Genomic DNA, 11,162 nt, shown 5'->3' with positions numbered 1-11,162 from the left:
ATCAGCGGCTTGCCGAGTTCGCGCGCTTTCTTCTCGCTCGCAAGGATGAGCGCCACTCCACCTTCCGCAGGCGAGCAGAACATGAACTTAGAATAGGGGTCCGACACCATCGGCGCTGCCAGTATGACGTCGAGCGCGACAGGCTCCCGCCGCCAAGCATGCGACGCGTGCACGCCGTTACGGAATGCCTTTTCAGCCACTTTGCCCAGCGTTTCGCGGGAGATGCCGAACAGGTGCATATAACGCATGATCTTCGCCGCAAAGAATTGCGTCGTGACCATATAGCCTGCCTCGCCATACCAGTCGGGCAAATTGTACTCGGCCGGGAGCGCATTGAAGGCGCCGCGCGGATGCTTGTCAAAACCGATCGCAACACCGAGATCGAACTCGCCCGATTTGATCGCCATCTGCGCGCTGAACAATGCCGATCCCCCCGCCGCGCAGCCATTTCGGACGTTGATGAACTGGAGGCCGGTCATGCCGAGATGGCTGACCATGCTGTCCGGGTTCCCGGCCGCGTCGGAACTGCCATAAGCGAACTGGATGTCTTCCCAGGCAACACCGGCATCGCCCAGCGCCTGTCGGACGGCGAAGACGCCTTGATTCAAGCCCGACAGCCCTTCCGTCCGACCGAAGCGGTGGATACCGATGCCGACGATGCAGACGTCGCTCATGTCACGTGTCCCTTGGAGGCAAAAGCGGGGATGAACACGGGATCGGCAGCCTGCGGATCGAGCGGCACCGGCACCAGCCGCACGCTCATGCCGATGCGGACATCCTCTGGAGCCAAGTCGACAAGCCGCGCCTCGACGATCACCTGCCCCGGCAGCTCGACATAGGCGACGATCCACGGCTCGAACGCATCGGGCCCGGCATAAGGTGGCGTCTTCGGGCGGAAGCGCTGTACCGTCCATGACCAGAGCACGCCATCGCGCGCAAGCGGAAAGGGCTCAAAAGCATCGCCTGGCGGGCAGGGGAACACGATCCGGCCTGATGCCCGCTCGCGTCCGCCGATCAGCCGTGGCGGCGCTTCTTCGGTGAACAGAACTTCGGCAATCGCACGCATGTTGATCCCGCCCCAGACATCTTTATCCAGTTTTCCTGCCTATTATCTAGGCGCGCCCGCGTCGGTTTCGTGACTCATCAAAACGCTAGGGTGGACAAACTACTAGGTCGTGCCACCTCTGCCGGAAGAGGATGCGATCATGTCGAAAGTCTGGGACTATATCATCGTCGGCGCGGGATCGGCCGGTTGCGTGCTGGCGGAGCGGCTTAGCGCGGATGGCCGTTCCGATGTATTGCTGCTTGAGGCCGGCGGCCGCAACGACAGCTTCTGGGTGACGCTGCCCAAAGGCGTGGCGAAGCTTGTACAAAAGCCCGAGCATATGTGGATGTATCCCGTGCAACAGCCGCGCGAAGAGAGTGCGTCAGCGGGCGGTGAAGTCTGGATTCGCGGCAAGGGGCTGGGCGGCTCCTCCTCAATCAACGGCATGATCTGGAGCCGGGGCGAACCGGCTGATTATGACGCTTGGGAACAGGAACACGGCGCGACGGGCTGGAACGGCGCAAGCATGGCCGCCGCCTTCCTGGAACTGGAGGATCACGCGGCAGGCCCTTCCGACATGCGGGGTGCGGGTGGCTTGGTGCGAGTCGATCCCGCCTGCCACACCTATCCGCTGGCCGATAGGATGATAGAGAGTGGCGCCGCGATCGGCATGCAGCGGGTCGATGATTTGAACGGTGCCACTGGCCCGCGGGTCGGCCTCTACAGCCACAACATCCGCGGCGGCAAACGCGAGTCGTCCGCCCGAACCTACCTCGCACGCGCGACGGGGCGCCCCAATCTTGCCGTGATGACGGGCGTAACGGTGCAGCGAATCATGTTCGACGGCACACGCGCCGTGGGGGTCGAGGCCGTGTCCAACGACATGCCGGTGCGGCTGGACTGCGTGGGAGAAGTCATCGTGAGCGCGGGCGCGATTGAGAGCCCGCTGCTTCTCCAGCGCTCCGGCATCGGCGATACCACGAGGCTACAAGCGGCGGGGATCACGCCGCTTGTTCATTCGCCCGACGTCGGGGAACGGATGATCGAGCATCTCGCAATCTCGCTGCCGTACCGCCTTGTGCGCGGCAAGGGCACCAATCGCAGCTTTTTCGGCGTTGGCGCGGCGCTCGCGATGTTGCGCTATCTTGTCCGGCGCGACGGGATTATGGCGACCGGCCCGTTCGAGGTCGGCGCGTTCTGCAATGTTGCGCACCCCGATGGACGCACTGACGCCCAATTTTATCTCGGCGGTTACACCTTCAAGGTTGGCGACGACAACAATCCTGTGCCGCTCGACAAAATCGATCCGCGTCCGGGCGTGACAATCTACGGCCAGCTCTTGCGCCTCACCAGCGAGAGCTCGGTGAGGGCTGTGGGCCCGACGGCGGACAGCCTGCCTACAATGCTCCACAACTTCCTGACGACCGAGCATGATCGCAGGTCCGCCGTCGCGCTCATCCGGCGAATGCGCGCGTTCATGATGGCACCGCCGCTCGGAGACATGATCGGCGAGGAAGGCACGCTTGGGCCGAGAGTACAGACGGACGAACAGATTCTCGCAAGCTTTCGTCGGCTATCGACGTGCGGCCTGCACGCGATCCGGTCGTGCCGGATGGGCAGCGATCCGCTTGCGGTCGTGGATCCACGGCTGCGGGTGAACGGCGTGCAGGGCGTGCGGGTCGCAGATTGCTCGGTCATGCCGGGCCACGTCACTGGCAACACCAATGCCCCGGCGATGGCGCTCGGCCTGCGCGGCGCCGCGATGATTCTGGAAGACCGCGTTTAAGTGTGCAGCGAGATATAGCCCAGCTGCGCAGCCTTGAAGACGGTCTGGCTGCGGTTGACCGCGTTGAGCTTGGTCGCGGCATTGTGGATGTGGAACCGCACCGTGGCGCGGCTGCGCGACATGATAAGGCTGATCTCGATATCGGTCTTGCCGATCGCGGCCCAGCGCAAGCATTCGACCTCGCGTTTTGATAGCCGTGAGCCTGACGGCAGTGCCTGCATCGACCCCATCACCTGCACATAGGTGGCGATGAAAGTGCGCGCGTACAGACCGAACGCGTCCGACATCGCGTTAAAATCATCGGTAAGATCGGTCTTGGTGCGGTCTACAGGATTGAAGCTAACCGCGCCAATCTGCCCGAACGGCAGATGCACCGGCACCACAATGGCCGCCTTCGTCATGGCGCGCTGCTCGAATTTGGCGACATCGATCGATCGCAGATAGGGATTGTTCTCCCGCGTGCGAAAACCTTCCGCATTCGCCCAGAACGGCTGGCTTTCGAACCGGCAGGCAGTGGTGAGCGGCGAGTCCAGTGCGATCCGTGAGTTCTGCCACCACACCCGATCCTCGTCGGACCAGCCGAACACCGACGTTGCGAGCATATTGCCCTCGGCATCCACCGGAGTCCGCTTGTCGGCGAGGTCATGCGCCGGCGCGACTCGCATGCCGCATTCCTGCGCGATCGCGTGCAACGCCTCGGCGGCCGACTTGATCTTTTGCGGGGAGGTAACTCGCACTGCATTGATCTTTTCTTGAGATAACAATTGCATGTCGATCCCCTTATCGGACGCGTGTACCTGTCCCGCGCAGGCGGGGCAATCACGACTGGACCCGCCCCGGCGGTTTTGCTGCCTAACACTTTGCCCAGCGGTATCGGAGCGCCGCATGATGGTAGTGGGGGTTAATCAAGGGGAGCGGATCGTGAACTTCAACCTCACCGAAGACGAGGAGATGCTTAAGGCAGTCGCCGAGCGTTTCGTCCGCGACCATTACGACCACGAAAGCCGCAGGAGCTTCCAAGCCGAGGCGCCGGGCTTCTCCGTCGCGAACTGGTGTACGCTCGGAGAGATCGGGCTGCTCGCCGCTCCGTTACCGCAGGAGCATGGCGGGTTTGACATCGGCGCCACAGGCATCGCAACGATGTGCGAGGCGCTGGGCTACGGCCTCGTGGTCGAGCCGGTAGCCGAAGCAATCGTGCTGGCTGGCCGCCTGCTTCTCGCCGGGGCAGGAGAGGAGCTGCGCGAGGATTGGGCCGCCGCGCTGGTGAGCGGCGACAAGCGTGTCGCGCTCGCGCATGCCGAGCGTGACTATCGCGACGGCGCTTGTTGGGTACGCTCCACCGCGCGCTCCAACGGAAATATGGTCATTTTGGACGGCGAGAAGCCGTTTTGCATTACCGGGAGCGGGGCTGACGCCTATATCGTATCCGCCCGGTCGAGCGGCACGCCGGACGACCCGCACGGCGTGGACTTCTATTTGGTACCTGCCGAGACGCCGGAGCTCACAATCAAAGACTGGCCGATGATCGACGGCACTTATGCCACCAAGCTGCACTTCAGCGACATGGCCGTGCCCATCGCAGCTCGTCTGAACGGCGGGTTTGCCCGCCTAACTGAAATCGAGCTTCTCGCATCGCTCGCGCGGTCGTCCGAGGCTTTGGGGATCATGCGTCGCCTGTTCGCCGACACGACCGATTATCTGCGCACCCGTACCCAGTTCGGCGCTCCGATCGGCTCGTTTCAGGCTATCCAGCACCGGATGGTGACGCAATATGCCGCAATCGAGCAGAGCAGGGCGCTCATCAACCTTGCGCTCGTATCTGCCGAACCTGCTGCATTCGCGCGGGCCGTGTACGGCGCCCGCGCTTACATCGCCGAGGTGTCGGTCGAGCTGGGCCATGAAATGATCCAGTTTCACGGTGGCATGGGCGTTACCGACGAGCTCGCGATAGGAGCCGGGCACATGCGGCTGCTCATGCTGTCGCGTTGGCCGGAATCGCCGCTGGCGACGCTCGATCGCTTTGCAGCGGCAGAAGGCCCTATCGAATACGATCTCGCGCTTTGATCCAGCCGATGCCGCGCCGCAGAAGATCGTAAAACACTGGCAAGTCCCACGCGCAACGATCGACCGTCGGCCACCAGTCGAGCATCGGCTGCAGATCGTAATGCCCGCGGCAGTGCCCAAGCGTATTGTAGAGGACGGCACCATGGCCGTGCTGTTTGATGTACATCACCGGGTGCCTGCCCGGAGCATCGGCGGCTTCGGCGAAACCGGTACCTTCTTCGGCACATTCGGTTTCGAGCAGCACATGCAGATGGCCGTGCCGCTCCATATGGTACAGCTCGTCAGTCGTATCGAACGGCTCGATGCCCGCCACCAGCGGATGACCTGGATCGGCGACGGTGACGGTGTAGGGCGCGATCGGCGGGTGCGACAGGAATTGCGTGCCGAGCAGATCCATGAACAGGGGCGCCCAGCGCGGCGCGTCCCAGACGCCGCTTTCCAGCAGGCGCAGTACCGAGTTTGTGCCATGCAGCGCATACCAGCGACCGCCCGCCGCTAGCCAGTCGCGCAACGCTTCCTGCGCGGCGAGCGATGGCGTCACGTCGCAGGTATAGGTGATGAGGATGTCGGCTTCGCTCAGCGCGTCGATTGTCTCGTAATTTTCGAACACGCGAGTGCGGACGGCGGGGTCTTCGGCAAGCAGCTTCAGTAGCTCCAGCCGCGCGTAATCCATGTCGTGCCACACACCGCCGCACACCAAGACGCAGTTTATGCGCGGCGGGTGGCTCGCAGTGGTATCGCCCGCCGCCTCAGGCATGCGCGCTTTCGATGTATTTCATCATCGTATCTTGGAACTGGCGGATGCGGATTTCCTGATAATTGCCGAGCTGGATCTGGCCGGTTTTGGAGGCGTGCAGACCTTCCTGCACGAACGGCAAATTGTCCATGTCCTGCTCGAATACATCGCCCAGAATGCCCAGCTCAGGTGCTTCGGTCCATTTCTGGTCGAGCGTTAGGAACTTGAGTGGCGCCCCGCGCGGGATTGGCTGGCCCCTGGGAATACGGGCGAGCACGCGCACTTCCATGATGCAGGTATCGGGCGTCTTCCCCGGTTTCCAGTTATAGACAATGTTGGGCATGTATCCTCCCCAAGGCGCGAAATTAGGGAAGACGTTATAGACAAGCGCGTCGAGCAATTCGGCATCGGTCGCGTCATTATGGTCGTAGCCGGTGCTCTCGGTATAGGCTTTACGCATCGCCGCTCCCAGCGCGGCACGTGCAGTAATGCCTTCCGGTACCTTGATCGCCATCGGATTATCGTGCAAGTCTTCTCCGTAATTATCGGCTGACCGGCCATTATACTTAATGAATTCATCGACGACCCACTGTTCACCCTGCCTGTCGCAGATATGCGGGCTCATTACGCCGAACGGTACGAGGTTGACGTTGATATTATCGCCCCACGTCCAGTAGGCGGAATTAGAATCACCGGTGAACGGCAATAATTGCGGGTGCGTGACGATCGTGTGCCAAGCCTCCATGAAGGCCTCCATCGTCACTTTCCAATTGGCGGGAACTTCCTTCGCCACGCGCATGACGGAGGCGCATTCCTCGTGTCGCCATCGCTTGAAATGGTCAGGCAGTGGCGCGAGGAACTCTTCGAGGCTCGGCCCGCCCTTTTCTTCGCGGATGAACACGTAACCCGCCCAGCGGCCAACCTCGGCATCGGGCAGCGCAAGGCCTTGCGCCGTCAGGTGCGGGAAATCCCACTGGCACGGCATGGAATTGAAGCTGCCGTCCTTGTTCCACGCAAAGCCGTGGAACGGACAGGCGAACTTGTCCGCATTGCCTTCTTCGGTACGCAGCTTGCGGCCTCGGTGGAGGCAGACATTGTGCATCGCGCGGATGGAACCATCGTCCTGCCGTGAGACGAGATATGAGCGTCCCGCATTTTCATAGACGATGAAGTCACCCGGCTCGGGCAGGTCCTCTTCGCGCGCAGCGAACTGCCAAACGTAGGGCCACATCTTCTCGCGCTCCAGGGCGGCGAAGGCCTCGCTGGTGTAACGCGCGGCGGGAATCGGGTCCGATCCGCGATAGGTGTAGCTTTCCTCGGTGAGCATCGACGGGGGAGCGCGCGAATCCGTCGCCATCAGCTCGGCCCAGCTAATGCCCTCGCTGCGATCCTCACCCAGTTTCGGCGCGATGTTCGGGTCCTGGTCGGCCATTTCAGATCATCTCCAAAGTACGCTCGATTTTGCTCTTTTTAATGGTTCTGACCTAGCGGAACCCTGATGTCACCTTGCTCAAGTCATAGGTGTGCCGAACCTGCTGGATCGGCCATGCAAGTACAAAGCGCAAATCATGGGAGAGTGGTGTGGAACAGCGCCTGCAAGGCAAAGTCGCATTGGTCACGGGCGGAACCTCCGGCATCGGTGCCGGCACCGTCCGGCGCTTACGCGCCGACGGCGCGATCGTGGTTTTCACCGGATCGAACCAGTCCGCCGCCGACACGGTCGCTATGGAAACCGGCGCAGCGTTCATCCGCCACAATGTGACGGACGCCACCGCATGGGACGGGCTGATGGCTGAGATCATCGCCCATCACGGACGCCTCGATATCGCCTTTGCGAATGCCGGCACCGAAAGCGGTGACGCTTCGGTCGAGGACATTACCATCGACGGCTGGAACAACGTCATCGGCGTGAACCTGACCGGCGCGATGCTGACGGTGCAGCACGCCATGCGCGCGATGGCGAAGAATCCGGATGGGTCCACGGGCTCTATCATCGTCAATTCCTCGATGAACGCACACCGGGCGATGGGCAATTTTCTTGCCTATTCGGTGTCCAAGGCCGCAGTCGTTGCATTGGTAAAATCTTCAGCAGTGCATGCGGGCAACCGCAAATACCAGATCCGTGTCAACGCCGTGCTGCCGGGCGTGGTAGAGACGGCGATGATCCGCGGGCTCATCGACAAATCGGGCGATCCGGTCGCCACCCGCGCGGCGTATGAAGGCCTGTCGCCGATGGGGCGCATGGCGACCATCGAGGAAGTCGCCGGGATGGTCGCTTGGCTCGCCTCCGACGAATCCCGTTTCTGTTCGGGCAGTGAATTTACCATGGACGGTGCCAGCACTGCCGGCATGAACGGAGTTTAGCGCAATGGACAATCTGGGTTCGCACCGGCTGCAAGGCCGCGTCGCGCTTGTCACGGGCGGTTTGCGCGGCATCGGCCTCGCCTGCGTCGAGCGCTTTTTGGCCGAAGGGGCGCAAGTCGTCCTTACCGATCTTGAAGCGCCGGAGAGCGACCTCGCCACCGCCACGCTCGCGCGGCTTGGCCAGGCGGCCAGCTATGTCCGCGCCAATGTCACCAACGAGGAGGATTGGGCGAAGCTGCTGGCCACGGTGGAACAGCAGCACGGCAAGCTCCACATCCTCGTCAACAATGCCGGGATCGACTTGACCGGTCCCGTCGCCACCACCAGCTTGGAAGGCTGGCGCAGGATTATGAGTATTAACGTCGACGGCGTGTTCCTCGGCACCCGCACGTTCGTGCCGTTGATGGAGAAAAGCGGTGCGGGTTTGCCCGGCGGTGCCTCGATCATAAACGTCAGTTCGATCATGGGCTTGGTCGGGATGAGCGAAGTGTCGGGCTATAACGCCAGCAAGGGCGCGGTGCGGCTGTTCACCAAATCGATCGCGCTGGAGTTCGCCGAAAAGCGCATGCCGATACGCGCCAATTCGCTGCACCCCGGCTTCGTCACCACCCCGTTGCTCGCCGCTGGATTCCAGCGCTGGGTTGACAAGGGGATTGCCGAAAAGCCCCAAGATCTAGTCGATATGGTAGCGGGGAAGACGCCGATGGGCCGCCTTGCCGATCCGTCCGAACTCGCCAGCGCCGCCTTTTTCCTCGCCAGCAGCGACAGTTCGTACATGACCGGTGCGGAGCTGGTGATCGACGGCGGCTGGACAGCGCAATGAGCATCTTTTTCGACTGGACAGCGTCATGACCATCGCACTTCCCGGCGTCATCGCCGTCGTCACGGGTGCCGCAGGCGGGATTGGGCGCGAAATTGTCAAGGCGATGAAGGCGGCGGGCGCGACCGTTATCGCCACCGACCTGCTTGACACGGCAGAGATCGAGGGCGCGGACCATTACATCAAACATGACGTGGTCAGCGAGTCCGACTGGCGGGTGGTCGAAGCGCTCGTGCGCGAAACCTACGCCCAGCTGGATGTGCTGGTGAATAACGCGGGCTATTCGATCGTCACCCGCTTCGAGGATACGCCGCTCGCCGATTTCCACCGTGTCAACGCGATCAACGTCGATTCTGCGATCATCGGCACGCAGATCATGCTCGATCTGCTGAAAGTCGGAGGTAGGGCGCGCAAAGGCGGCGCCTCGGTCATCAATTTCTCCAGCGTCGGCGGCCTGAGGGGGGCAGCGTTCAACAGCGCCTATTGCGTGAGCAAGGCGGCGATCAAGATGCTCTCGAAATGCCTCGGCGCGGAATTCGCAGCACTGAAGTATAATATCCGGGTCAATTCGGTGCATCCCGGCGGCATCGACACACCGATGCTCGATGCGATCATCGACCGCTATGTCGAGCTTGGCGGCCTCGCATCGCGCGAGGTAGCGCTGGCGGGCGTCGTGCAGGCGCATCCGATCGGGCGGCTCGGTCGGCCAGACGAAATTGCAGGCGGCGTCGTCTTCCTCGCGAGCGAGGCGTCGAGCTTTATGACGTGCGACGAACTGGTGATGGACGGCGGTTTTTCGCAAGTCTGACGGGAGAAGCGCGATGGCGACGACCCTGGCCGGCGTGATAAGCATCCAGCATATTGGCGTCCCCGTGCCCGATCTCGCGCTCGCGCGGCGCTTTTACGTCGATTTTCTTGGTGCGTTGGAAGACGTGCCGCCGCTCGAATGGGCGAACAATCCCTTCATCGACGCGGCCGTTGGGCTGAAAGGCAGCGCTGCGCGGCAATTCTTCTGCCGCCTCGGCAACGTGCAGAGCGAGGCTTTCGAATATAGCGCACCGAAGCAAGCGGTGCTCGACCCGAGGCGCGGAGTCCGCGAATATGGCTACTCGCACCTTGCGCAACAGGTGGAAGACGTTGCTGCCGTCCATGCCCGCATTCTGGCGGAAGGACTGCAGGTCCACGCCCCGCCCGTGATGGAAGCGATCACAACCGACGTCGACGGTGTCAAGCATGGCTACGCGGGCATCTATTGCCGCGACTATTTCGGTAATGTGTTCGAGATCCTCGAAATCCACGAATGCGCCGATATTCGCGGGATCGAGCGGCAACGCTCAGTATAGAAAACATATCATCACGGCGGCTATCGAGCCAGGGTCCCGCCCCTCGAGCTTTCCGGCGATGGACGAAGAAAAGCTGGACCCCGGCTCTGCGGCCGGGGTGATGGATAGACCTACAACGAAAACCCGCCGTCGAGCATGAACTCCGCCCCTGTCGCGAACGCGCTTTCGTCGCTGGCGAGGTACAGCCAGAGTGCCGCGACTTCCTTCGGCCGACCGATACGGCCGATCGGGTGCAGCGCCAGCCATTCGGCGTAAAGCGCGTCCGGGTCTTGCGACTGCGCCAGCACCTTGTCGAGTATGGGTGTGTCGATGACACCGGAGTGCACCGAATTGCAGCGGATGCCGTAACCGCTCCGTGCATAATGCAGCGCGATCGATTTGGTCATGTGCGTCACGCCTGCCTTGGCGGCTTTGTGGGCGCACAGATAATGCTCCGCCCGGATGCTTGCCATCTAGGCTATGTTGATGACCGATCCGCCGTGCTGTTTGATCACCGGCACGGCATGCTTGCAGCCGAGGAACGGGCCGACGAGATCGACGTCTATTTCGTGCCGAAACGCGTCGAGTGTCACTTCCTTGACCGACCCGTAGGTCGTAATCCCCGCGCAATTGACCAATATGTCGATACGACCATAGCGTAAATCAGCCCCAGCGAAGGCAGCGATCCAATCCTCCTCGCACGTCACGTCCAGCTGCACGAATTAATCCAAGCGATCGCGTCAGTATCGTGCTCTGAGCTTCGTCGATATCAGCAAGCATGATGGCGGCACCTCCCGCATGAAACCGGCGGACGATTGCCGCGCCCAGTCCCGACGCGGCGCCTGTCACCAGTGCTATCTTGCCCTCTATCCTGCCGGTCATGTTCTGATTCCTCTCTCCTCGCTCTCAACGCGCGCCGGGCACGTCCGACACCTGTGCAAAGTACCAGCGGCGTCTGTTCACGCTTGTTTCTAAGGGTATAGCAGACACATACTTAGAGGTGGCTCGGCAAATCTGGACAGGCT

12 protein-coding genes and 1 pseudogene are annotated in these 11,162 nt (G+C 62.0%); 6 read left to right on the top strand and 7 right to left on the bottom strand.

Translation table 11 applies throughout. The features are described from left to right. Together ABWP09_RS08570 and ABWP09_RS08565 are read right to left on the bottom strand one after the other, a co-directional pair. A partial coding sequence (locus ABWP09_RS08570) for a thiolase family protein (protein WP_353204725.1) occupies window positions 1–674 on the bottom strand: 674 nt, incomplete at its 3' end. Beyond that, window positions 671–1,066, bottom strand: coding sequence for a Zn-ribbon domain-containing OB-fold protein (locus ABWP09_RS08565; protein WP_353204724.1), 396 nt, complete (start codon window positions 1,064–1,066; stop codon window positions 671–673). The genes ABWP09_RS08565 and ABWP09_RS08570, both read right to left, overlap by 4 nt. 139 nt (window positions 1,067–1,205) lie before the next feature. Between ABWP09_RS08565 and ABWP09_RS08560 the strand changes: the two genes are divergently transcribed. After that, window positions 1,206–2,831 carry a GMC family oxidoreductase gene (locus ABWP09_RS08560; RefSeq protein ID WP_353204723.1) on the top strand — a complete coding sequence of 542 codons (1,626 nt, stop codon included), beginning with the start codon at window positions 1,206–1,208 and terminating at the stop codon, window positions 2,829–2,831. Here the strand turns inward: ABWP09_RS08560 and ABWP09_RS08555 are convergent. Then, window positions 2,828–3,601, bottom strand: coding sequence for a helix-turn-helix transcriptional regulator (locus ABWP09_RS08555; RefSeq protein WP_353204732.1), 774 nt, complete (start codon window positions 3,599–3,601; stop codon window positions 2,828–2,830). The genes ABWP09_RS08560 and ABWP09_RS08555 overlap by 4 nt on opposite strands. 115 nt (window positions 3,602–3,716) lie before the next feature. Here ABWP09_RS08555 and ABWP09_RS08550 point away from each other — a divergent pair, with 115 nt between their 5' ends. After that, window positions 3,717–4,895 (top strand): acyl-CoA dehydrogenase family protein, encoded by a 1,179-nt coding sequence (locus ABWP09_RS08550; RefSeq protein WP_353204722.1) that lies wholly within the window; start codon window positions 3,717–3,719, stop codon window positions 4,893–4,895. On the opposite strand, the gene ABWP09_RS08545 is transcribed toward ABWP09_RS08550, so the two are convergent. Together ABWP09_RS08545 and ABWP09_RS08540 are read right to left on the bottom strand one after the other, a co-directional pair. Continuing rightward, the gene (locus ABWP09_RS08545; RefSeq protein ID WP_353204721.1) at window positions 4,870–5,652 is read right to left on the bottom strand and encodes a ThuA domain-containing protein; all 783 of its coding nucleotides are present in this window, start codon (window positions 5,650–5,652) and stop codon (window positions 4,870–4,872) included. The two genes, ABWP09_RS08550 and ABWP09_RS08545, sit on opposite strands and share 26 nt — an antisense overlap. Further along, window positions 5,645–7,063, bottom strand: coding sequence for an aromatic ring-hydroxylating oxygenase subunit alpha (locus tag ABWP09_RS08540; RefSeq protein ID WP_353204720.1), 1,419 nt, complete (start codon window positions 7,061–7,063; stop codon window positions 5,645–5,647). Before ABWP09_RS08540 ends, ABWP09_RS08545 begins: the two co-directional genes overlap by 8 nt. Before the next feature lie 149 nt (window positions 7,064–7,212). Here ABWP09_RS08540 and ABWP09_RS08535 point away from each other — a divergent pair, with 149 nt between their 5' ends. From ABWP09_RS08535 to ABWP09_RS08520, 4 genes are read left to right on the top strand one after another with little or no spacing between them, the layout of a single operon-like run. Next, window positions 7,213–7,995, top strand: a complete 783-nt coding sequence (locus tag ABWP09_RS08535) for an SDR family NAD(P)-dependent oxidoreductase (RefSeq protein ID WP_353204719.1) — start codon at window positions 7,213–7,215, stop codon at window positions 7,993–7,995. Between the two features lie 4 nt (window positions 7,996–7,999). Further along, complete coding sequence (locus ABWP09_RS08530) at window positions 8,000–8,818, top strand: SDR family NAD(P)-dependent oxidoreductase (protein ID WP_353204718.1); 819 nt, start codon at window positions 8,000–8,002, stop codon at window positions 8,816–8,818. Window positions 8,819–8,843: 25 nt separating this feature from the next. Next, window positions 8,844–9,623, top strand: a complete 780-nt coding sequence (locus ABWP09_RS08525) for an SDR family oxidoreductase (RefSeq protein ID WP_353204717.1) — start codon at window positions 8,844–8,846, stop codon at window positions 9,621–9,623. Between the two features lie 13 nt (window positions 9,624–9,636). Continuing rightward, on the top strand, window positions 9,637–10,158 hold the full coding sequence (locus ABWP09_RS08520) for a VOC family protein (RefSeq protein WP_353204716.1): 522 nt from the start codon (window positions 9,637–9,639) through the stop codon (window positions 10,156–10,158). Between the two features lie 110 nt (window positions 10,159–10,268). Here the strand turns inward: ABWP09_RS08520 and ABWP09_RS08515 are convergent. Continuing rightward, window positions 10,269–10,844: pseudogene (locus ABWP09_RS08515) on the bottom strand (SDR family oxidoreductase). Beyond that, the gene (locus ABWP09_RS08510; protein WP_353204715.1) at window positions 10,801–11,019 is read right to left on the bottom strand and encodes an SDR family NAD(P)-dependent oxidoreductase; all 219 of its coding nucleotides are present in this window, start codon (window positions 11,017–11,019) and stop codon (window positions 10,801–10,803) included. Before ABWP09_RS08510 ends, ABWP09_RS08515 begins: the two are co-directional and overlap by 44 nt. Window positions 11,020–11,162 lie beyond the last annotated feature (143 nt).

It is taken from the genome of Sphingomonas sp. (assembly GCF_040398505.1).
GTDB lineage: Bacteria > Pseudomonadota > Alphaproteobacteria > Sphingomonadales > Sphingomonadaceae > Sphingomonas.
The sequence above is the reverse complement of the archived record's forward strand: the minus strand, read 5'-3'. Positions and strand labels throughout refer to the sequence as shown.

What these genes read in the sequence shown, in the direction of transcription:
- ABWP09_RS08565 (WP_353204724.1), bottom strand. Translation starts at nt 1,066, where the DNA reads ATGCGTGCGATTGCCGAAGTTCTGTTCACCGAAGAAGCGCCGCCACGG.
- ABWP09_RS08560 (WP_353204723.1), top strand. Translation starts at nt 1,206, where the DNA reads ATGTCGAAAGTCTGGGACTATATCATCGTCGGCGCGGGATCGGCCGGT.
- ABWP09_RS08555 (WP_353204732.1), bottom strand. Translation starts at nt 3,601, where the DNA reads ATGCAATTGTTATCTCAAGAAAAGATCAATGCAGTGCGAGTTACCTCC.
- ABWP09_RS08550 (WP_353204722.1), top strand. Translation starts at nt 3,717, where the DNA reads ATGATGGTAGTGGGGGTTAATCAAGGGGAGCGGATCGTGAACTTCAAC.
- ABWP09_RS08545 (WP_353204721.1), bottom strand. Translation starts at nt 5,652, where the DNA reads ATGCCTGAGGCGGCGGGCGATACCACTGCGAGCCACCCGCCGCGCATA.
- ABWP09_RS08540 (WP_353204720.1), bottom strand. Translation starts at nt 7,063, where the DNA reads ATGGCCGACCAGGACCCGAACATCGCGCCGAAACTGGGTGAGGATCGC.
- ABWP09_RS08530 (WP_353204718.1), top strand. Translation starts at nt 8,000, where the DNA reads ATGGACAATCTGGGTTCGCACCGGCTGCAAGGCCGCGTCGCGCTTGTC.
- ABWP09_RS08525 (WP_353204717.1), top strand. Translation starts at nt 8,844, where the DNA reads ATGACCATCGCACTTCCCGGCGTCATCGCCGTCGTCACGGGTGCCGCA.
- ABWP09_RS08520 (WP_353204716.1), top strand. Translation starts at nt 9,637, where the DNA reads ATGGCGACGACCCTGGCCGGCGTGATAAGCATCCAGCATATTGGCGTC.
- ABWP09_RS08510 (WP_353204715.1), bottom strand. Translation starts at nt 11,019, where the DNA reads ATGACCGGCAGGATAGAGGGCAAGATAGCACTGGTGACAGGCGCCGCG.